This is a genomic window from Schauerella aestuarii (assembly GCF_009866805.1).
Lineage (GTDB): Bacteria > Pseudomonadota > Gammaproteobacteria > Burkholderiales > Burkholderiaceae_B > Schauerella > Schauerella aestuarii.
In genome coordinates this window covers 355,545-376,275 of sequence record NZ_SIZW01000042.1, presented here as the reverse complement: position 1 = coordinate 376,275, position 20,731 = coordinate 355,545, and the positions used below count along the sequence as shown (strand labels likewise).

At 63.6% G+C, this 20,731-nt stretch carries 16 protein-coding genes; 6 read left to right on the top strand and 10 right to left on the bottom strand.

Translation table 11 applies throughout. The annotated features are described in order from the left end of the window. Positions 1-22: 22 nt before the first annotated feature. The 3 genes from EYW45_RS16810 to EYW45_RS16800 form a co-directional block, all read right to left on the bottom strand. A complete protein-coding gene (locus EYW45_RS16810) occupies positions 23-1,279 on the bottom strand; it encodes a Zn-dependent hydrolase (RefSeq protein WP_161136583.1) in 1,257 nt (418 codons plus the stop codon). A gap of 2 nt (positions 1,280-1,281) precedes the next feature. Further along, a complete protein-coding gene (gene ggt / locus EYW45_RS16805) occupies positions 1,282-2,874 on the bottom strand; it encodes a gamma-glutamyltransferase (protein ID WP_202444766.1) in 1,593 nt (530 codons plus the stop codon). Between the two features lie 89 nt (positions 2,875-2,963). Continuing rightward, a complete protein-coding gene (locus EYW45_RS16800) occupies positions 2,964-3,929 on the bottom strand; it encodes a Bug family tripartite tricarboxylate transporter substrate binding protein (protein ID WP_407924939.1) in 966 nt (321 codons plus the stop codon). A gap of 145 nt (positions 3,930-4,074) precedes the next feature. On the opposite strand from EYW45_RS16800, the gene EYW45_RS16795 reads away from it, so the two are divergent. Beyond that, complete coding sequence (locus tag EYW45_RS16795) at positions 4,075-4,737, top strand: GntR family transcriptional regulator (protein ID WP_161136581.1); 663 nt, start codon at positions 4,075-4,077, stop codon at positions 4,735-4,737. A 138-nt stretch (positions 4,738-4,875) separates the two neighbouring features. Here EYW45_RS16795 and phbB read toward each other — a convergent pair whose 3' ends face one another. Next, on the bottom strand, positions 4,876-5,616 hold the full coding sequence (gene phbB, locus EYW45_RS16790; RefSeq protein ID WP_161136580.1) for an acetoacetyl-CoA reductase: 741 nt from the start codon (positions 5,614-5,616) through the stop codon (positions 4,876-4,878). Between the two features lie 42 nt (positions 5,617-5,658). Beyond that, positions 5,659-7,020, bottom strand: a complete 1,362-nt coding sequence (locus EYW45_RS16785; RefSeq protein WP_161136579.1) for a CitMHS family transporter — start codon at positions 7,018-7,020, stop codon at positions 5,659-5,661. A 133-nt stretch (positions 7,021-7,153) separates the two neighbouring features. Here EYW45_RS16785 and EYW45_RS16780 point away from each other — a divergent pair, with 133 nt between their 5' ends. The 3 genes from EYW45_RS16780 to EYW45_RS16770 are packed head-to-tail and all read left to right on the top strand — an operon-like array spanning position 7,154 to position 10,291. Then, positions 7,154-7,843, top strand: a complete 690-nt coding sequence (locus tag EYW45_RS16780; RefSeq protein WP_161136578.1) for a response regulator transcription factor — start codon at positions 7,154-7,156, stop codon at positions 7,841-7,843. Beyond that, positions 7,836-9,227 (top strand): sensor histidine kinase, encoded by a 1,392-nt coding sequence (locus EYW45_RS16775; protein ID WP_161136577.1) that lies wholly within the window; start codon positions 7,836-7,838, stop codon positions 9,225-9,227. The genes EYW45_RS16780 and EYW45_RS16775 overlap by 8 nt, the downstream gene beginning before the upstream one ends. After that, entirely contained in the window at positions 9,224-10,291 is a 1,068-nt protein-coding gene (locus tag EYW45_RS16770; RefSeq protein WP_161136576.1) for an ABC transporter substrate-binding protein, read from the top strand. Before EYW45_RS16775 ends, EYW45_RS16770 begins: the two co-directional genes overlap by 4 nt. A gap of 9 nt (positions 10,292-10,300) precedes the next feature. Here EYW45_RS16770 and EYW45_RS16765 read toward each other — a convergent pair whose 3' ends face one another. The 4 genes from EYW45_RS16765 to EYW45_RS16750 all read right to left on the bottom strand — a co-directional run bounded on the left by EYW45_RS16765 (position 10,301) and on the right by EYW45_RS16750 (position 15,877). Further along, positions 10,301-12,760 (bottom strand): PAS domain S-box protein, encoded by a 2,460-nt coding sequence (locus EYW45_RS16765; RefSeq protein ID WP_202444764.1) that lies wholly within the window; start codon positions 12,758-12,760, stop codon positions 10,301-10,303. Positions 12,761-12,838: 78 nt separating this feature from the next. Beyond that, entirely contained in the window at positions 12,839-13,486 is a 648-nt protein-coding gene (gene leuD / locus EYW45_RS16760) for a 3-isopropylmalate dehydratase small subunit (protein ID WP_161136575.1), read from the bottom strand. Further along, positions 13,473-14,897: a 3-isopropylmalate dehydratase large subunit gene (gene leuC, locus EYW45_RS16755; RefSeq protein ID WP_161136574.1), complete on the bottom strand. Its 1,425-nt coding sequence runs from the start codon at positions 14,895-14,897 to the stop codon at positions 13,473-13,475. The genes leuD and leuC overlap by 14 nt, the downstream gene beginning before the upstream one ends. 5 nt (positions 14,898-14,902) lie before the next feature. Then, the gene (locus EYW45_RS16750; RefSeq protein ID WP_161136573.1) at positions 14,903-15,877 is read right to left on the bottom strand and encodes a tripartite tricarboxylate transporter substrate binding protein; all 975 of its coding nucleotides are present in this window, start codon (positions 15,875-15,877) and stop codon (positions 14,903-14,905) included. A gap of 146 nt (positions 15,878-16,023) precedes the next feature. Between EYW45_RS16750 and EYW45_RS16745 the strand changes: the two genes are divergently transcribed. Then, complete coding sequence (locus EYW45_RS16745) at positions 16,024-16,926, top strand: LysR substrate-binding domain-containing protein (RefSeq protein ID WP_161136572.1); 903 nt, start codon at positions 16,024-16,026, stop codon at positions 16,924-16,926. Positions 16,927-17,373: 447 nt separating this feature from the next. Continuing rightward, complete coding sequence (gene mgtA, locus EYW45_RS16740) at positions 17,374-20,220, top strand: magnesium-translocating P-type ATPase (protein ID WP_161136571.1); 2,847 nt, start codon at positions 17,374-17,376, stop codon at positions 20,218-20,220. Positions 20,221-20,415: 195 nt separating this feature from the next. Here mgtA and EYW45_RS16735 read toward each other — a convergent pair whose 3' ends face one another. After that, positions 20,416-20,685, bottom strand: coding sequence for a hypothetical protein (locus EYW45_RS16735; protein WP_161136570.1), 270 nt, complete (start codon positions 20,683-20,685; stop codon positions 20,416-20,418). Positions 20,686-20,731: the final 46 nt, after the last annotated feature.

The window sequence follows — 20,731 nt, the reverse complement described above, 5'->3', positions numbered from 1 at the left end:
CGCGTTGGATGCCTGGGATGGCCTAGAGACTCGCCGCGCCTTGCGCGTCCAGCCGGCAAATCGTCTCGAACAGCACGCGCGCCCCTGCCGCCGCCTGCTCCGGCTCCAGCCACTCCTCAGGGGTATGACTGCGTCCATCCAGACACGGCACGAAGATCATGCCGAACGGGCCGGCATGCGACGCAAACATGCCGTCGTGACCGGCGCCACTGGGCAGATGGCATTGCGTGAATCCCAGATCGGTGGCCGCCGCCGAGATCGTGTCTTGAATTGCCGCCGTGCACGGCGTGGCCGGCACATGGCTGATCACCTGGCGCTGGATCTCGAGTCCCATCGCGGTCAGTTCGGCGCTCAACCGCGCAAAAAGATCGTCGAACAAACCGATCACCTTTGCCTCATCCAGGCAACGGCATTCCATGATCAGTTCGGCCTGGCCCGGCACCGCATTGGCCGCATTGGGCTTGACGTTGCCGATATGCCCCACGGTGGCCACCAGCGGGCAGGCTGGCGTCGTACCGGCCAGGGCATCGCGATAGGCGCCGTCGATAATGCGTGCCGCACCGACGAGCGCATCGGCGCGCTCGCCCATGGGTGTCTGGCCGGCATGATCGGCACGGCCGATCACGGTGATACGCTCGCGCCGGATGGCCGCAATGCCGGTTACCACACCAATATCCAGTGCGTTCGATTCGAGAATACGCGCCTGCTCGATGTGCAGCTCCACATAGGCCGCAATGCTGCCCGGCGCGCGGTAGGCGCTGGCGAGCCGATCGGGATCGGCACCCACGTACTGCAAGCCTTCCCGCAGCGTCATGCCATCCGGCCGCGTGGTGGCCAGCATCGTGGCATCGAGCTTGCCCGCCCACGATCGGCTGCCCACGCAGGAGAGACCGAATTCGCTGGGTTCTTCGGCCAGGAAGTCGACCACCTCGACATCATGGGCCAACACCCGTCCCTGCTCGCGCAGCGACTGGGCAACTTCCAGAGCCGCGATCACGCCCAGCATGCCGTCGTAGCGCCCACCCGAGGGCACGCTGTCCGAGTGCGAACCCGTCACCAGCGGCGGCAAGTCGGGGTTGCTGCCTGCCAACCGACCGATCAAATTGCCACCGGCGTCCAACCTGACGTCGAGGCCGGCCGCCGCAAACTCGGCGGCCAGCCATGCGCGGCCGGCGAGGAAACGTCGTGTGAACGACCGCCGTGTCCAGGGCCGGTCGGGTTCGGTGATCTCGGCTAGCGCGTCGAGGCGCTGCCACAGGCGCTGGGCATCGATCGTCATGCTTAGAAGCCGACCGCTTGCCCATCGCGACGGGCATCCGATGCGGCGAAATAGCCGTCATCCATTTTGTAGATCAGCTGAGCCGAACCGAATTCCAGGCTGTCGGCCGGGGCCACCGCCACATCGTGACCTCGGCTGCGCAACGCATCCACCACGGCTTGCGGCAGATGCGCCTCGACGTTGACGACCGGGCCGTTTTCGACGCGGAAACGCGGCGCATCGCTCATGTCCTGCGGGTTCTGTCCGAACGCGGCCAGGCGCGCCACCATTTGCATGTGGCCCTGCGCCTGCATCGAGCCGCCCATCACGCCAAACGACATGACCGGCTGACCATTGCGGGTGACGAAACCCGGAATGATGGTGTGCATCGGCTTCTTGCCCGGCGCGACCTGATTGGCGTGACCGGGGGTGAGCACGAAATTGAGCCCGCGATTGTGCAGGCCGATGCCGGTATCCGGCACGACCACGCCCGAACCGAAGCCGTGATAATTGGACTGGATGAACGACACCATCGTGCCGTGCGCATCTGCCGCCGTGAGATACACCGTGCCGCCTACTGCCGGCGTACCCGCCACCGGCACGCTCGCCTGGTCCATCTTGATGAGCTTGGCGCGCGCAGCCAGATAGGCGGGATCGAGCAACGCTTCGGCGCTGGTCGTCATGTGCTTCGGATCGGCCACGTGATGATGCAAGTCGGCAAACGCCAGCTTCATCGCTTCGATCGACACATGGTAATAATCGGCGCTGTCGCGGCCCATCGTCTCGATATCGAAGTGCTCGAGAATGCCGAGCGCGATCAACGCGGCAATGCCCTGCCCGTTGGGCGGGATCTCATGCAGATCGTAGCCCTTGAACGATTGCGAAATCGGCTTGACCCATTCCACCTCGTGCGCGGCCAGATCTTCCATCGTCAATGCGCCACCGGTTGCGCGAGCGAAATCCGTGATCTTGCGCGCGAGGTCACCGCGATAGAAGCTCTCACCGCCGCTTTGGGCAATCGCCTCGAGCGTGCGTGCCTGGGCTTCAAAACGCCAGATTTCGCCGGCTTCAGGTGCGCGTCCCTCAGGCAGGAAGGCCTCTTTGAATCCAGGTTCGTGGGCCAGCTTGGGGCCTTGGGTGGCCCACTGACGCGCGATCGTCGGCGACACCGGGAAGCCATTGCGCGCATAGTCGATGGCAGGCTCGAAGAGCTTGGCGAAAGGCAGCTTGCCGAATTTGTCGGACAGTGCCTTCCAGCCGGCGATCTGACCCGGCACCGTAACGGTACCCCACCCTGACGGCGGCATGGTGGCTTGACCGGCAAAGAACTCAGGCGTCCACGCGGCGGGCGCGCGGCCACAGGCGTTCAATCCATACAGCTCGCCCTCATGCCAGATCAATGCAAAGAGATCCCCGCCAATGCCGTTCATGGTGGGTTCGACCACCGTCAACGTGATGGCGGTCGCCAGCGCGGCGTCGACCGCGTTGCCGCCGGCGAGCATCATGCGCAAGCCCGCCTGTGCGGCCAGCGGTTGGCTGGTGGCCACGGCGTTGCGCGCCAAAACGGGCATTTTGCGGGCGGGGTAATTCAGGGACCAGTTCGTAGGCATCGTCATGGGAGTTGAGCTTATCGTTATGAATTCTGGGAGCGACTATAGCCGAGCGCGCGACGGCCAGGGGCCGCCGCGCGCTCGGGGAAAGCAGATTACTGCGCCGTGATACCGGCTTGTTCGACCAGTTTTTGCGTACGCGGAATTTCGCTCTTGATGAATGCGGCAAATTCAGCGCGGCTGCCGCCACGCGGCTCCGCGCCGGCTTCGGCCAGCTTGTCGCGCAGGTCTTTGTCCTGCAGTACCTTGTTGATCGCGACGTTGAGCTTGTCGAGGATCGGCTCCGGCGTGCCGCCCGGCGCCACGATGCCGTACCACGGCGCGATGTCGTAACCGGCAAAGCCCTGCTCGGCAATCGTGGGAATTTCCGGGGCGAGATCCGAACGCTTGGCGTTGGACATGCCCAGCGGCACCAGCTTGCCCGCCTTCACTTGCGGCAGACCCGTCATGATCGTGTCGAAGTACATCGACACCTGACCGCTCAGCAAGGCGGGAATGGCTTCGCCAGCGCCCTTGAACGGAATATGCAGAATATCGATGCCGGCCACGTTCTTGAGCATTTCACCTGCCATGTGCGAGGTGGTGCCCGTGCCGAACGACGCATAGGTCAGCTTGCCGGGATTGGCTTTGGCATACGCCACCATCTCGGGAAGGTTCTTGAACGGCTGCGAGGGATTGGCGAGCAGGATGTTGGGCGTATAGGCCACCATCGAGACCAGGCCGAACTTGTCGGGGTCGTAGCTCAGATTCTTGTTCAGGAAGCGGTTGGTGACGTTGGCCGCCGGGCCGCCCATCAACAACGTGTAGCCATCGGGCTCGGCGCGGGCCACCATCGAGCTGCCGATTGCGGCAGCGGCCCCCGGCCGCGCTTCGATGATGAAGGGCTGGCCCAGTTCCTTGGCCAGCGCATTGCCGAGCTGACGCGAGATCAGGTCGGTGGCCGAACCGGCCTGGAACGGCACCACGATGCGCACTGGGCGCTCGGGCCAGGCATCCGCCGATTGTGCGGTCGCGCCTGCGGCAAAGGCCATCGCACTCGCCGCCAGTACCGTCTTGAGCATGTTTGCTTTCACTGCTTTTTCCCCTATGCAATTTTCAGAACATTCGTTGTAGACGCTAAAAGAGCGTATCATTTTTATGGATCTCTGGCTACGTGGATCCAGTCTTACAGCGATTATGATGCGTGTTGCATCAAGGAGAGCATCGATGGATGGCGCTGCGGTTTCCAATTTCGCCCTCACCGCCGAGGACGAGGCGTATCGCTATATACACCGGCAGATCCGCCTGGGCGCCTTCGGTGCGGGCGAGCGGCTCGTGCCGGATGTCATTGCGGCAGGGATCGGGACGAGCCGCATGCCGGTGCGCGGTGCGCTGCGCCGCCTGGCGTCCGAGGGGCTGGTCGACATTCGCGCCAATCGCGGCGCGGTCGTGCGCGGCCTCAATCGTCAGGAGATGCAGGAAGTGTTCGACATGCGTTCCGTGCTGGAAGGCCTGGCCATGCGCAATGCGGTGCAGAACATGAATGCCGAGCACCTGCGCCGGCTTACCAGCATGCTCGACCAGATCGAACTGGGCACGGGCGATTATCTCGACTGGACGACCTCGCACCGCGAGTTTCACGAGTATCTATGCGGTTTCTGCCGGCAACCGCGGCTGCTGCGCCAGATTGCAGATCTGCATTCGGTGGTCGAGCCGTACATGCGCATGTGGGCAAGCCAGCCCGGGCGCGTCTTTCGCATGCGGGAGGCGCATCAGGAGTTGGTCGCAGCGCTGCACACAAAAGATCCGGACGTGTGCGAGACGGCCATGCGGCAGCACGTGATGAATACCGTGACTGCGCTGCATCCCTATCTGGCGGACAAGGCGTAGCGGCTTACCGCCCCACCCGGCTCATGCATCAGTCCCACCATCGCTCAGACCCGCCATCGACAGGCGCGCGTGCAGAATTGCCGATGTCGCGCCGCTCGCTGAGCATTTGCATGAAGAGCGTTATGCTCACTCCCGGGCTCAGCCCATGTGGACGCCGCCATTCACCGGATAATCCGCGCCGGTGATGAATGCTGCGTCGTCCGACGCCAGCCACGCACACACGGCGGCCACTTCTTCAGGGCGCCCCAGCCGTTTGACCGGAATCGCCGTGCATAGACGATCCAGTCGATCGGGTGGAAACGAGCCCATCGCCGGGCTTTCGATATAGCCGGGCGATACGGTGTTGACCGTGACGCCACGGGCCGCGACTTCCAACGCCAGCGAACGCGAAAAGCCGAGCATCGCGCCCTTGGCGGTGGCGTAATTGAGTTGGCCGATCTGGCCTTTGCTCGCGCTCACCGAGGCGATGTTCACGATGCGGCCCCATCCGCGCGTGCTCATGCGTTCGACCACTTGCTTGGTCACGTTGTAGAGCACATCGAGATTGCCGTGCACGATCGCGGTCCAATCGTCGCGCGTCATATTGCGAAAGAGCACGTCGCGCGCGCCGCCGGCATTGTTGACGAGCACATCGATGTCGCCCATCTCACGGCGCACCTGCGCGAATGCCGCTTCGGTCGAGGCCCAGTCGCGCGCATCCCCTTCGGACGCCACGAAGTCGAAGCCCAGCGATTGCTGGTACTTGAGCCAGGCGGCCCGCCGCGGCGATGCGGGCCCGCACCCCGCCACCACACGATGGCCGCTGCGGGCCAGCGCCTGGCACACCGCGGTACCGATGCTGCCCATGCCGCCGGTCACGTAGGCAATGCGCAATGTCATGCCGCCTCCCTGTCGATAACGTTAACGGCGACCCCTGGCACCTCAGGGCGTACCGGTCACCGGAAACAGGCCCAGCGCCAACGCTGCAAGCATCAGCACCATGCAGATGAGCACGGCCCACTTGAGCGTGAAGCGCTGGTGATCGCCGAAATCGACGTGCGCCATGCCCACCAGCAGGTACGTCGACGGCACGAGCGGGCTCAGCAGGTGAACCGGTTGACCGATCAGCGACGCGCGCGCCATTTCAACGGCAGAGATGCCGTAGCCTTGCGCGGCCTCGCCCAGGATCGGCAGTACGCCGAAATAGAAAGCATCGTTGGACATGAAGAACGTGAACGGCATGCTGACGATCGCGGTGATCACGGCCAGATACGGGCCCATCGAATCGGGGATCACCGCCAACAAGCTGCGCGACATCGCTTCGACCATGCCGGTGCCACCCAGAATGCCGGTGAAGATACCTGCGGCGAAAATCAGCGAGACCACCGACAGCACGTTGCCGGCATAGTGATTGACGCGGCGGCGCTGCTCGGCGAGATTGGGGTAGTTGATCACCATCGCAATCGCGAAGCCGATCATGAACAACACCGACATCGGCAACAGGCCCATCACCAGCGTCACCATCAAGGCCAACGTCAACGCGGCGTTCACCCACAACAGTTTCGGACGGCGCAGGTCTTCATCATTCTCGACGTTTGGCGGATTTTGACCGCCGTCGTTCTGATCGTCGATATCGAAGGTGTCCACGTTGGGGCCCAGCGCTGCGCCGGCGCCCGGCAACGACAGCGTTCCCAGGCGGCGGCGCTCACGCAATCCCAGATAGAACGACAACCCCAGCAGTGCCACGATCGCCACGGCCATGGCGGGGATCATCGGGATGAACACCTCACCCGGATCCACGTGCAAGGCACTGGCGGCGCGCGCCGTGGGACCGCCCCAGGGCGTAAGGTTCATCAAGCCGCTCGCCAGCATCGCCAGACAGGTCATGTTGAGCGCGTTCATTTTCAGGCGTCGATACAGCGGCAGCATCGACGCCACCGTGATCATGTAGGTGGTGGAGCCATCGCCATCCAGCGAAATCAGCAAGGCGAGCACGGTGGTGCCCACCACGATCTTCAACGGGTCGCCTTTGACGATCTTGAGAATGCGGCCGACGATGGGGTCGAACAGCCCCGCGTCGATCATGATGCCGAAATACAGGATGGCGAACATCAGCATCACCCCCGTCGGCGCAATCTTGCGGATGCCGTCGAGCATCATCTCGCCCATGCCGGGTGCAAAGCCGCCGATCAATGCGAAGACGATGGGAACGAGGATCAGGGCAACGAGCGGCGATAGGCGTTTCATCATGATCAACGTCATGAACGTGATCACCATGCCAAAGCCGAGCAGTGTTAGAACCATGCTTGTTGTCTCCTGATCGTTATCTGATGCACCCCTCTGATTGGGGGAAGGCGCAGCGTAGGAGGAAAAGCTGTCGGCCACCTGTCATCCTGCAGAAAGTCCAAACGTGCCGCCATGTGCGACAATTTTCGACATGCGCATCCTGGTAATCGAAGACGATGACGATCTGGCCGACGCCCTGGTGCGTCGGTTGCGGCGTGTCGGCCATGCGGTGGACTGGCAAAGCGATGGCCTCACCGCGAGTGGCGTGCTCGAATATGAGCACTTCGATCTGATCGTGCTCGACGTGGGCCTGCCGCGCCTGAGCGGCCTCGACATCCTGATGCGCCTGCGCGAACGCGGCGACAAAACACCGGTATTGATGCTGACGGCGCGCGCCGATATCGAAGATCGCGTCAATGCGCTGGATGTGGGCGCCGACGATTACCTGGGCAAGCCATTCGACTTTCGTGAGCTCGAAGCGCGGTGTCGCGCCCTGCTGCGCCGGCCCACGGGCCACGCGTCGGAAATCACGCGTTTTGGCGGCCTCACCATCGATGGCGCGGCGCGCCAGGTCACCTTCGGCGAAGTGCGGCTCGATCTGCCCAAGCGGGAATACAGTCTGCTGGAAATCCTGCTGCGTGGCCTGGGTCGCGTGGTCAGCAAGGAAGAGATCTCGCACAAGCTGTTTGCCTTCGATGATGACGCGGGCCCCAATGCGATCGAGGTGTACATCGCGCGCCTGCGCAAGAAGCTCGACGGTACGCCACTGCGCATCGAAACCTCGCGCGGCGCCGGCTACATCCTGCACGCCGATCGCCCGCCGGCCAGTGACGATGCGTGAGTTTTCCGCGCTCGCCCGCTGGTCGATCCGGCGGCGGCTATTGGTGCCGTTGTGCGCCCTCTTCATTGCCGCCATGCTGGTGCTTTACGGGGCGGCACGTGGCTATGGCCGACAGGCCGCCGATACCTCGTACGACCATCTGTTGCAAGCTTCGGTGCTGTCGATGACCGACAGCCTGCAACTCGTGCAAGGCGCCTGGCACATGGACATGCCTTACGCGGCGTTGGAAGTGTTGTCGCTGGCCGCCAACGATCGCGTGTTCTATCGCGTGACGGACGGCGCCGGTCGCGTGCTCACAGGCTATCCCGACTTGCCCGCCCCGCCCCGCTTGACGAGCAAAGACCATCAGCCTGCGCTCTTCGATGCCCTTTACAGCGGCGAACTGGTGCGCTTCGCCGTGTTGCGGCATGAGATCGCCGCTCCCGAATCCAACGCCGTGGCGATCGTTCAGGTGGGTCAGACTCGGCTTGCGCGCGATGCACTCGCAAGCGACATCGTTTGGCGCGCCACGCTGATCATCGGTGTGCTGACGCTCGCGGTGCTGGCCCTCGTGTGGGTGGGCGTGCATCGCTCGTTGCGGCCCGTGGCTCGCGTCGAGAAAGAACTTTTGACGCGGCAAGCCTCGGAACTGCGCCCCATCGAGAGCCCGGTGCCACGCGAGCTGGTGCAGCTCGTGGCGGCGCTCAACGGCTTCATGGCGCGGCTATCGGGCAACCTCGATACCCTGCGCGTGTTCATTGCCGATGCCGCGCACCAGTTGCGTACGCCCCTGGCGGCGTTGCGCGCGCAAGTGCAGGTCGCGCTCGATGAAGATGATCCTGCAGAACAGCGCCGTAGTCTGGTGGCGGTGGACCGCAACGCCGCCCGCCTCACGCGGCTCGTCAATCAGCTGCTCAGCGATGCCAGTGTCAATCACCGCAGCAGTCTGCAACGTTTCGAGCGGCTGGACGCGGTCGAACTGGTGCGCGACGCGTTGCAGGACGTTGTGCCCCAAGCCGATCCGCATTCCGATGTGATCTGGCACAGCGCACTGGCGCAGGCGCCGCTGCTGGGCGATGCGTTGATGCTGCGCGAAGCCGTCAAGAACCTGATCGACAACGCGCTCAAGCACGGCTCGCCGGATCAAACGCCGGTGGTCGTCACGCTGGATCGGGACGGCGACGCCTGGCGATTGACCATCGACGATCAGGGCCCCGGCATCCCGCCCGCCCAGGCGCAGACGATCTTCGATCGCTTCGTGCGCGGCGCAGGCACGCGTGCGAGTGGCGCGGGCCTGGGGTTATCGATCGTACGCCGCGTCGTGGAAGGCCATCGCGGCACGATCGCAATGACCAATCGCGTCGAGGGCGGACTGCGCGTGAGCGTGAGGTTGCCGGCAGCATGAAAGCGCGCATCCTCCTGGCCTCGGCACTGGCCGCACTGTGGATGGCGACGCCCGTCCATGCTCTGGATGGTGAAACGCTGGACATCGGTCCCGCCGATGCGGCCGACGTACTGACGATCGACGCCTCGACCAATACGCAGGTGTTTCTGGGCATCCTGCAAGACTTCCAGGCGCTCTACCCCGGCATGCGCGTGGTGTATACGGAATTGCCGACGCAGACACTGTATGAGGACGCGCGGGCGAGGCGGACCGCGCCTGATCTCATCGTAAGCAGCAGCATGGACCTGCAAACCAAGCTGGTCAACGATGGCTACGCCCAGCCTCACGTGTCGCCGGAAACCGCGGCATTACCGGAGTGGGCACGCTGGCGCAATGAGGTGTTCAGCATCGGCGGCGAAGCCATGACCATCGTCTACAACACCCGTGCCATGACCGCCCGCGACGCCCCGAGATCGCGTCAGCAATTGCTTGCCATGCTGCGCGACCCTGCCCGGCCCTTGCAAGGCAGGATCGGTACGTACGACGTAGCGCACAGCGGCATCGGCTACATGGCCGCCACGCAGGACGCGCGCCGCGACAGCATGGCCGGCGCGCTGTGGGCCGCCATGGGCAACAGCGCCGCCGTGGTGGACGAGTACAGCGACGGTCTGCTGGACCGCATCGAACGCGGTGAGTTGACCTTGGGCTACAACGTGCTCGAATCGTATGCGCAACGGCGCATTGCAGCCGGCGCACCGCTGGCGATCGTGCGTCCCGACGACTACACTTTGGTGGTCTCGCGCGTGGGGTTGATTCCGCGCGACGCCCGTCGCCCGGAATTGGCGCGCCGCTTTCTGGACTATGTGCTGTCGGCACGCGGCCAGGAAACCATGCAGCGCGAATCGCGCATGTTGACCGTGCGGACCGACCTCGACGCGCAAGCGTTGACCGGCGCCATGCGGCCCGTGGCGCTGGGAACCGGACTGCTCGTGTATCTGGACGATCTGAAGCGCCAGAGCTTTCTGCAGGCGTGGCGCGGCGCGCTGTGCCATCGAGACTGCCGGCCGGCCGACGCCGGCCGGTAGGCCGACCGGTCAATCAAGCGGCAACGCGATCAGATCGGCCACGCGGCGGGCAAATACCTCCATCGCGAAGGGCTTGGTCAACACCTGCATGCCGGCGTCCAGATCGCCGTGGTTGAGGACCGCGTTTTCGGCATAGCCCGTAATGAAGAGCACTTTGAGCGCAGGCCGCAACACTTTGGCCGCATCGGCCACCTGGCGCCCGTTCATGCCGTTCGGCAAGCCCACATCCGTGATCAGCAGATCGATCGCAACCGGTGAGCGCAGCAACGCCAGCCCCGATGGACCATCTTCGGCCTGCAGGGTCGCGTAACCCAACTCTTCCAGCACTTCGGCGGCGAGCATGCGAATGGCGGGCTCGTCGTCGATGACCAGCACGGTGGCGGGGGCCGACGCCTCGCCGGCGCTCGGCACGCCCGACGTTGGCGGCACGCAACGTTCATCCTGATGCGGCGATTCGGTGTGGCCGGTGCGGTCTGCGTCACGACGTGGCAGATACATCTGCACCGTGGTGCCGTGGCCGACCTGCGAAACGATCCGCGCCACGCCGTCGGATTGCTGAGCGAACCCATACACCATCGATAGCCCCAAGCCTGTGCCCTGACCGATCGGCTTGGTCGTGAAGAAAGGATCGAAGGCCCGTGCGATATCTTCAGGTGTCATGCCGCACCCATCATCGGTCACCGCCAACGTCACATAGTCGCCGACGGGTACGCCAAGCGTACCCGCTGCCTTGTCGTCAAGGGTGTCGTTCGAGGTGGCGATCGTCAATCGGCCGCCGTCGGGCATGGCATCGCGCGCATTGATGCACAAATTCAGCAACGCACTTTCGAGCTGATTGCGGTCGACCAGGGTGGTCCAGAGCGCGGGTGCCACCTGCTGCAGGGTCGCGATCTGCGGCCCCACCGTACGCCGAATCAACTCATCCATGTCGGCCACCAGGCGGTTCACGTCGGTGTGGCGCGGGTCGAGGGTTTGCCGGCGCGAAAATGCCAGCAAACGATGCGTGAGCGATGCGGCACGTTTGGCCGCGCCCTGCGCCGTCTCGACATAGCGCTCGATTCCCTGCGTCTCGCCACGCGCCAGACGCAACTTCAACAGCTCGAGGCTGCCGGTAATGCCCGTCAGCAGGTTGTTGAAGTCGTGCGCGAGACCGCCCGTCAATTGGCCCACCGCCTCCATCTTCTGCGCCTGACGCAACGCGTCCTGGGCCGAAGCCAGCGCCAGTTGGCGTTCCTTCTCCACACTGATGTCGCGCCCCACGCCCGTCAGACGATCGCCACCCGGTTCGGGCGAAATCGTCCACGCAAACCAGCGCCACGTGCCGTCGCGGCGCAACAACCGATTCTCGATCCGGCGCGACTCGCCGGTAGCCCGCATGATGTCGAAGGCCTCCGACACCACATTCACGAAATCGTCGGGATGCAGGATGGTGCGATAGTGCATCGCGTACAGCTCGGATTCGCCGTAGCCCAGCACGCGCGTCCATGACGGGCTCACTCGTAGCAGACGACCTTCGTAATCGGCGACCACCAGCAGATCATCGCTCAGCTCCCAGAGCCGATCGCGCTCGGCCGTTCGCGTGGCCAGTTCGGCCGCTTGCATCTTGGCCTGGGTCACGTCGCGCGCACTGCAAAAGAAGCGATTGTTCTCGGTCACCCCGAACCACGACAACCAGCGATAGCTGCCATTGCGACACCGGTAGCGATTCTCGAATCGGTACAAGGGCAGCCCGCTCGCGAGCTGGCGAACGACCTCTTCGGTTTCCGCGCGATCGTCAGGATGGACAAACTCGGTGTAATGACGCCCGATGAGTTCGCTGTCCTCCCATCCCAGCGTGGCGGTCCACGCGGGATTGGCGCTTTCGAAGCAGCCCGACATGCCGAAAATCGAAAGCAGATCCGGACTGATGTGCCATGTGCGGCTGCGCTCGTGCGCACGCAAGGCAATCTGCCGCTCGAGATCGGCATTCAGATCGCGCAGGCGCTGCTGCGAGAGCACCGTTTCGGTAGTATCGGTGGCCACGCAATACATGCCACCCACATCGCCCGCATCGTCGAGCAGCGGCACCCAGGAAAAACTGAACCACGCCACATCGTCGGCGCCGCAGCCGGGCAGCACGATGGGCATATCCTTTACCCATTGCGCGTCGCCGCCGAGGGTTGCGGTGACCAGAGGACGAAGTTCTTCCCACACTTCCGACCACAGTTCGGCAAACGGCATCCCCAGACCGATCGGATGCTTCGCCGCGCAAAAGGGAATGTAGGCGTCGTTGTAGAACGAAATCAGGCGCGGGCCCCAAGCGATATAGACCGGTTGCTTGGACCGCAGCATCAGGCCGATCGCCGTGCGCAGACTTTGCGGCCACTGCGCGGTGGCGCCAAGCGGCGAGTCGCTCCAGGGATAGTCGCGTATCCGCGTTCCCATCTCGCCACCCGCATCGAGAAATCGCACATCCCTGCCCGGTTGCATCGCGCTCGCGCCATTTCCTTAATTATCGAGGCGGAAGTCTAGCCGGGTTGCGTCGATTGCGCACGCTTTCGTGCGGTACTACATGCCGTCCAATCGTGTCATCGTTTTGCCGGCCACATCGCTGACCCACGGCCGCTGCTCGCCGCGTGCGCGTGCAAACGCCTCAATCGCCGCAGCGTGCGCCAACGTGGCACCGATCATGTCGTGTCCCTCCAGGTACATCGCGCGTAGCCGTGGCGGAAGTTCGAACGACGCCTGCACGGTGGAAGACGTCACGGTTCCGGCGCGCACGTCGATAGCGATCGGCAAGGGTGCGGCGGCGGCTTGTGCTTCAGCCAGGAGCGCTGCGATCTCTCGTTCTGCCAACATCACCAGCATCAACCGGTTGTTCATGGCGTTGGAGTAAAAAATCTCGCCAAAGCTTGGCGCGACGATGGCGCGGATACCGAACTGCAGCAGGCCCCATACGGCATGTTCGCGGCTCGACCCGCAGCCGAAGTTGGCGCCGGCAATCAGGATATCGGCGCCCGCGTAGCTCGGCCGGTTCAGAACGAAATCCGGCTTGATGGCGCCCGCGTCGTCATGGCGTAGATCGTAGAAGACGCCTGGCGCCAATCCGGTCTTGTCGATGCCGCGCAAAAACTGCTTCGGCATGATCTGATCGGTGTCGACGTTATTGATCGGCAGCGGCGCGGCGCGGCCGATGATGCGGTCATGCGTAGACATGGTTGACCTCCAGCGTGCGGACATCGGTGATACAGCCTCGAATCGCGGCGGCGGCCGCCATCGCTGGACTCATCAGGTGCGTGATGGCGCCACGGCCCTGGCGGCCCTCGAAATTGCGGTTGGTGGTGGACGCGCAGCGCGTGCCGGGGGCCAGCACATCGTCGTTCATGGCCAGACACATCGAACAGCCCGGTTGACGCCATTCGAAGCCGGCCGCGCGCAGGATGGCGGCCAGGCCTTCTTCCTCGGCTTGCCGCCGCACAGCGCCCGATCCTGGCACCACCATGGCGCGTACCCCGTGGGCCACACGGCGGCCCCGCACCACGTCAGCCACGGCACGCAGATCTTCGATTCGCGCATTGGTGCAAGACCCGATGAAGACATGCTGCACGGCCAAGCCGCACAGCGATTGCCCGGGCGTCACTCCGGTGTAGCGCAGCGCCCGCTCGGCGCTGTCGCGTGCCACCCCTGCCGCCGCGGCGGCCGGCACGGGCACGGCGCCATCGATCGGTATCGCCTGATCGGGACTGGTGCCCCATGTCACGTACGGCGCAACCGTTGCGGCATCGAACGCATGCTCGACATCGAACACAGCCTGCGCATCACTGGCGCACTGGGCCCAGTCGGCCAATGCGGCGGCGCGCAGGGTGCCATCGATATCCGGCGCGCGTGCCAGCACATAATCGATCGCCTTCTGATCCGGCGCGATCAACGCGCCACGCGCGCCCGCCTCGACGGTCATATTGCAAACGGTGAAACGGGCCTCCACCGACAACGCGTCGATGGCGTCGCCACAGTACTCCACCACGAACCCGCGCGCGCCTTGTGCGCCGATACGGCTGATGATCATGAGCACCAGATCTTTCGCCGTCGTGCCCAACGGTAGCGCGCCGTCGATGCGGATCCGCATGGTGTCGGCCAGCCGATAGACCAGCGTCTGGGTGGCCAGCACGTGTTCGACTTCAGAGGTTCCGATGCCGAATCCGAGTGCGCCCAGCGCGCCATACGTCGTGGTGTGGCTATCGCCGCAGATCACCACCATGCCAGGGCGGATCATGCCGTGCTCAGGCGCCACCACATGCTCGATGCCCTGAAACGCATCATTGGTATCGAACAGGGGGATGCCGTGCCGATCGCAGTTACGTTTGAGATTGGACGCCTGCAATGCTGACGCCGGATCCTGGATCACGCGCGGTGCCACGGCATGCGTGGGAATGATATGGCTCACCACCGCCACATTCTGCTTCGGTTGCAGCACACCGCGGCCTTGCTCGTGCAGGCCCGCGAACGCCTGGGGACTGGTGTACTCGTTCATCAGGTGCAGATCGCAATACAGCAACACGTTCTGCGCGTCCAACGCGAGCACGGTGTGGTCAGCCACCAGTTTTTCGTAAAGCGTGCGGGCAGTCATGTCATTCACTCCACTGTGATGCCGCGTTCTTTCACCAGCTTGGCCCACACCGGCATTTCCTGTGCAAGACGCGTGCGGGCTTCGGCCGGGGTGCTCACCAAAGGATCGAAGCCCTGCTCCACCATGCGCTTGGCCAGCGCCGGCGATCCGAGTGCCGCGTTGAGCGTGGTGTTGAGTTTGTCGATCACCGGTTGCGGCGTGCCAGCCGGGGCAAAGGTCATGAACCACGTCTCGAAGGCATAGCCCGCGACACCCGCCTCGGCTATCGTCGGTACGTCTGGCATCAACGGCGACCGCTTGGGGCCCGTGACACCCAGCGCGCGCAACTTGCCGCCCTGCACCTGCTGCTGCGCGGCCGACAACACGGGAAAGCTCATATCCACCTGACCGGCCATCGTGTCGACCAACGCCGGGCCGCCGCCGCGATACGGCACATGCATGATGTCCACGCCCGCCATCGATTTGAATAGCTCGGCCGACATATGGAACGTGCTGCCGGCGCCGGCCGAACCGTAGCTCAGCTTGCCGGGATTGGCGCGCGCAGCGGCCACCAGCCCCTTGACGTCCTGCGCCGGTAGCGCAGGATTCACCACCAGCACATGTTGTGAGGTCGCGACCATGCCAATCGGCGCCAAATCCTTCTGCGTGTCGAAGTTCATGGTTTTGAAGATCGCGGGATTGATCGCCAGCGACACCGTCTGCAACCCGATCGTGTAGCCATCGGGTGCGGCCTTGGCCACCGCGTCCACACCGATATTGCCGCCGGCGCCGGCACGATTTTCGATGACCAGCGGCTGGCCGAGCGCTTTCGCCCACGCATCGGCCACCAACCGGGCGGCGATATCGGCACTGCCGCCCGGCGCATACGGCACGATCAGGCGCACCGGGCGCTCGGGAAATGCTGCTTGTGCCTGCGCGAACAGGGGCACGGCAAAAAGCACACTGGCCAGACAGGCGCGGCGCAAGGTTGAAATCGTCATTGTTGTCTCCTCGTTGTCATCGGCATTTTCTTGAGGCCTACCGCCCGAATGCCGTGGTGCAAACGATTCTATCTCTTGCGTTCAAGGAAACGATTGGCACAAGCCGAAGATATAATTTCCATCAAGGAAACAACCGAGCTTTCGCCATGCGTGTCGATCCGCTGTCAGACCTGGAATTTTTCGTGCAGCTGGCGCTTGCCGGGAGCCTGGCTGCGGCTGCCCGCGAGCAAGGCGTGGCGCCTTCCACGGTGACGAAACGGCTGGCGGGACTGGAGTTGCGCTTGAATGTTCGTCTGGTCAATCGCACCACCCGCCGCATGAGTCTCACCGACGAAGGCGAGGCTTTTCTTCGCGAAGGCTCGCGCGTCCTGGTGGATCTGAAAGAACTGGAACAGCGCCTGGCAGGCGCGACGCTTTCGCCCCGCGGCCTCTTGCGCGTCAATGCCACGCTTGGCTTCGGCCGCGAGCACATCGCGCCGCTGGTGTCGCAGTTTTCGCAGCGGTATCCGGATGTGGAGGTGCTGCTGCATCTGAGCGATCGGCCGCTCAATCTGATCGAGCAAGGTTTCGACGTGGCGGTACGCATCGGCGAACTCCCGGATCAACGGTTGACCGCGCGCAAGATTGCCAACAACGAACGCATTCTATGCGCCGCGCCGGCCTATCTCGTCCGCGCGGGAACGCCTGCCAAGCCGGCCGATTTGCAGGCGCATCGCTGCCTCATGATTCGAGAAAACGACGATACCGTCGGCGTCTGGCGTCTCACCCATGACGGCAAGCAGGAATCGGTCAAGCTGCGCAGCCCGTTGAGCACCAACGACGGCGCCGTGGCGTTGGGCTGGGCGCTCGAAGGCCAGGGCGTGCTGATGCGCTCCGAATGGGATGCCGCGCGCTATCTGCGTTCAGGTCGTCTGGTGCGGGTCTTGCCCGAATGGTCCGCACCGCGCGCCGACATCATGGCGGTCTTTCCCACCAAGCAACATCTTTCCGCCCGGACCCGCGCATTCGTCGATCATCTGGTCGAACGCTTCGACGATTTCGTCTTTTGACGCGCAATCTTTCACGCCTCTTTCCTCGCGCTGTCGAACCGCTTTCAAACCGGGTATTTACCCTTAAAAAGAGATTCCCAAGCGGAAAAACGAGGAGTAGACTCGCATCCGTTTTGACAACTGCGGAGACCCACGTGGGTACGTGTTCGAGTGAGAGTAGACGGCCGGTTCATGTGACCGGCACCCCTCAGGCGAGATAACGCGCAGGTCACTGCCGCTGTCTCGCTGAATGCGAGAAGCGGCTTATCGAAGCGTATTCATTCGAGTACGCGTCGCTCCCCTTCTCTTTGGACTCCCCGGTGCGCGATCGCGACGATCGCGCACCACGAATGTCGCGCGCCTGTTCGGCGAGCGAGCCGGAGCGCGCACGCCTTTTATCTTGGGCGTCAGCCGCTCGGCAGTACGCACGCGCAGCCTTCGCCCTTTTCGGCATGCAAGGAGGACGCCATGCGTTTTATCCAAATGAGAGCTTTCTTTGCGGGGTTTCTGAACTCCCGCCATATTTCCCGCCACTTCCGACGCGTGGCATTGCTGGATACGGTAACGCGCACCGGTGTGGATCGCGGCGTGCCCAATCCGCTCGAGGCCGCACTGAATCAGGCTGCGGCGAGCACCGCCGACGAGGTCCTGCAACGACTGGGAACGCGCCTGGACGGCATGACCACCGAGCAGGCGGATCTCACGCGTGCGAGCGTGGGCAGCAACGACGTCGAACACGAAAAGCCGCTGACCTGGTGGCGCCATCTGTGGCACTGCTACAAGAACCCGTTCAACATCTTGTTGACCGTGCTCGCGTTCGTCTCGTACGTGACCGAAGACGACAAGGCGACCCTCGTGATCGGCACGATGGTAGTGCTCTCGACGGTGCTGCGTTTCTGGCAGGAGGCCCGCTCGAACAAGGCTGCCGATGCGCTGAAGGCGATGGTCAGCAACACCGCTACGGTCTTGCGGCGCGCGGCCGACATGACCCATGGGGACGCCGCAACTGGGTCGCCCAATGGCGCATCCGCATCCATGCGGGACGCCATCGTCATGGCGAGCGGTGCGGCCACGCCGGCCCCACCCGGCGCGGCCGCGAGCCGACTGCGCGACGTAGCCGCCACGGAACTGCCGATCTCCGCCTTGGTGCCGGGCGACATCGTGCTGCTGTCGGCGGGCGACATGATTCCCGCCGACTGCCGGCTCCTCTCGGCCCGCGATCTGTTCGTCAGTCAGTCGGCCATGACTGGCGAATCGTTGCCGGTGGAGAAATTCGCCGTGCTGCGCGACGGCCGTGCGACCGCAAGTGCGCTCGATCTGGACAATATCGTTTTCATGGGGACGAACGTCATCTCGGGCGCTGCACGCGCCGTGGTGGTGGGCACGGGCAACCGCACCTATTTCGGTGCCCTGGCCACCCGCGTGACGGCGACCGACCGTGCGGCCACGGCATTTCAGACCGGCGTGAACAAGGTGAGCTGGCTCTTGATCCGGTTCATGTTCGTGATGGCGCCGCTGGTGCTGTTCATCAACGGCTTCACCAAGGGCGACTGGATGGAGGCATTGTTGTTTGCGCTCTCCATCGCCGTGGGCCTCACGCCTGAAATGCTGCCGATGATCGTCACCTCCACGTTGGCCAAGGGTGCCGTCGTGTTGTCGCGCAAGAAAGTCATCGTGAAACGGCTGGATGCCATCCAGAACTTCGGCGCGATGGATGTGCTGTGCACAGACAAAACCGGCACGTTGACGCAAGACAAGATTGCGCTTGCCCGCCACGTGGATGTATGGGGCATGCCATCGGACGCCGTGCTTGAGATGGCCTACCTGAACAGCTACTACCAGACCGGGCTGAAGAATCTGCTGGATGTGGCGGTGCTCGAACACGTCGAAGTCAATCAAACGCTGAATCCCGTGCGCAACTACCGCAAGGTGGACGAGATTCCCTTCGACTTCCAGCGCCGCCGGATGTCGGTCGTGGTCGCCGAGCAGGAGGATCATCATGAGCTCATCACCAAGGGCGCCGTGGAAGAGATTCTTGCCATCTGCACGCGTGTGCGCCATGGCGACGCCGTCGAAGCGTTGACGCCGGCGCTCTTTGAGCGGATTCGCGCGGTCACCGGGGCGCTCAATGCCGAAGGCCTGCGCGTGGTGGCCGTGGCTGCACGCGAATTGCCGCCCACGCAGCACACCTACGGCGTAGCGGACGAACGCGATCTTACGCTGCTGGGCTATGTGGCCTTTCTCGATCCCCCCAAAGAAACGACGGCGCCCGCGCTGCGCGCATTGGCAGACCATGGCGTGGCGGTCAAAGTGCTCACGGGCGACAACGAACTCGTCACCTTGAAAGTGTGCCGCGATGTGGGCATGAGCATCGATCGCGCCGCCATCCTGCTGGGCCCGGACATCGATGCCCTGGATGATGCAGCGCTGGCCGTGGCCGTCGAGCGCACCGCCGTCTTTGCCAAGCTCACGCCTGCACACAAGGAACGCATCGTGCAATCCTTGAAGCACAACGGACATGTCGTGGGCTTCATGGGCGACGGCATCAACGACGCCCCGGCGCTACGCACAGCCGACATCGGCATCTCGGTGGATACCGCCGTGGATATCGCCAAGGAGGCCGCCGATATCGTGTTGCTCGAGAAGAGCTTGATGATCCTGGAAGAAGGCGTGCTCGAAGGCCGGCGCACGTTTTCCAACATGCTCAAGTACATCAAAATGACGGCGAGTTCCAACTTCGGGAATGTGTTCTCGGTGTTGGTGGCCAGCGCGTTCATTCCGTTTCTGCCGATGCTGCCGATGCATCTTCTGGTGCAGAATCTGCTCTACGACGTGTCGCAGATTGCGATCCCGTTCGACAATGTCGACGAAGATCTACTCAAGAAACCCCAGCATTGGCAGCCTGCCGACGTGGGCAGATTCATGCTGTTCTTCGGTCCGATCAGTTCAGTCTTCGACATCCTGACCTACGCGATGATGTGGTTTGTGTTCGGGGCCAACTCGCCCGAGCATCAAACGCTTTTCCAGTCGGGCTGGTTCGTGGTGGGACTGCTCACGCAGACGCTCATCGTGCACATGATCCGCACGCCGAAGCTCCCGTTCATCCAAAGCCGTGCGTCGATGCCGTTGCTCCTGATGACCGGCTTGATCATGGCGGTGGGTATCTTCTTGCCGATGGGGCCGCTGGCGGGCTACTTCAAACTGGAGGCGTTGCCGCCGCTGTACTTCGTGTTCTTGCCGCTGATCCTGATCGCGTACATGGCCATGACGCAGGCCATGAAGGGGTTTTATCGCCGCCGCTACGGCTGGCAATAAGGGCGCGGATCGAGTCGCTGCGGCGAATGCCGCGTTGCGCGCGCCTCACGCCCGTTCCGGAACAGGCAGGGACAACCGTGGCGTTCAACCGCGCGGAAAGAATGGACGACCGCGCGGACGCGATGCGGAGGAAAGTACTGCGGCGCGGACGCGGCGCAATGAGCGCCCTGTGCGCGCTGCAAATTCCCGCTCCGGTCAGATGCGGGAAGCGACCTTCCAGATCGGCGCGCCGGGTTCACGCTTGATCAACCACGCTCGCGGCTTGACCGCGTTACCCGAATTGGTGGTGTGGGCGGCAATCCACAGCTTGATCTGCTGGGCATCGACCACCGTGCACTGTGCCGGCGCGTCGGTACCGTCGGAAAACGCCACCTCTACGGCCAAACTTTCCACTGCATCGGGTAAATCGCCGATGCGGACACCGCATCCGGGATAGGCGTGGGAATCGCGAAAACTGATCTGCATAATGCTCCTTGACGTGCCGCTACTCAATCGCTGAGGATATCGCATC

What these genes read in the sequence shown, in the direction of transcription:
- EYW45_RS16780 (WP_161136578.1), top strand. Translation starts at nt 7,154, where the DNA reads ATGCGCATCCTGGTAATCGAAGACGATGACGATCTGGCCGACGCCCTG.
- EYW45_RS16735 (WP_161136570.1), bottom strand. Translation starts at nt 20,685, where the DNA reads ATGCAGATCAGTTTTCGCGATTCCCACGCCTATCCCGGATGCGGTGTC.
- leuD (WP_161136575.1), bottom strand. Translation starts at nt 13,486, where the DNA reads ATGTCTACGCATGACCGCATCATCGGCCGCGCCGCGCCGCTGCCGATC.
- EYW45_RS16800 (WP_407924939.1), bottom strand. Translation starts at nt 3,929, where the DNA reads ATGCTCAAGACGGTACTGGCGGCGAGTGCGATGGCCTTTGCCGCAGGC.
- EYW45_RS16770 (WP_161136576.1), top strand. Translation starts at nt 9,224, where the DNA reads ATGAAAGCGCGCATCCTCCTGGCCTCGGCACTGGCCGCACTGTGGATG.
- EYW45_RS16785 (WP_161136579.1), bottom strand. Translation starts at nt 7,020, where the DNA reads ATGGTTCTAACACTGCTCGGCTTTGGCATGGTGATCACGTTCATGACG.
- EYW45_RS16795 (WP_161136581.1), top strand. Translation starts at nt 4,075, where the DNA reads ATGGATGGCGCTGCGGTTTCCAATTTCGCCCTCACCGCCGAGGACGAG.
- leuC (WP_161136574.1), bottom strand. Translation starts at nt 14,897, where the DNA reads ATGACTGCCCGCACGCTTTACGAAAAACTGGTGGCTGACCACACCGTG.
- EYW45_RS16810 (WP_161136583.1), bottom strand. Translation starts at nt 1,279, where the DNA reads ATGACGATCGATGCCCAGCGCCTGTGGCAGCGCCTCGACGCGCTAGCC.
- ggt (WP_202444766.1), bottom strand. Translation starts at nt 2,874, where the DNA reads ATGACGATGCCTACGAACTGGTCCCTGAATTACCCCGCCCGCAAAATG.
- EYW45_RS16775 (WP_161136577.1), top strand. Translation starts at nt 7,836, where the DNA reads ATGCGTGAGTTTTCCGCGCTCGCCCGCTGGTCGATCCGGCGGCGGCTA.
- phbB (WP_161136580.1), bottom strand. Translation starts at nt 5,616, where the DNA reads ATGACATTGCGCATTGCCTACGTGACCGGCGGCATGGGCAGCATCGGT.
- EYW45_RS16745 (WP_161136572.1), top strand. Translation starts at nt 16,024, where the DNA reads ATGCGTGTCGATCCGCTGTCAGACCTGGAATTTTTCGTGCAGCTGGCG.
- mgtA (WP_161136571.1), top strand. Translation starts at nt 17,374, where the DNA reads ATGCGTTTTATCCAAATGAGAGCTTTCTTTGCGGGGTTTCTGAACTCC.
- EYW45_RS16765 (WP_202444764.1), bottom strand. Translation starts at nt 12,760, where the DNA reads ATGCAACCGGGCAGGGATGTGCGATTTCTCGATGCGGGTGGCGAGATG.
- EYW45_RS16750 (WP_161136573.1), bottom strand. Translation starts at nt 15,877, where the DNA reads ATGACGATTTCAACCTTGCGCCGCGCCTGTCTGGCCAGTGTGCTTTTT.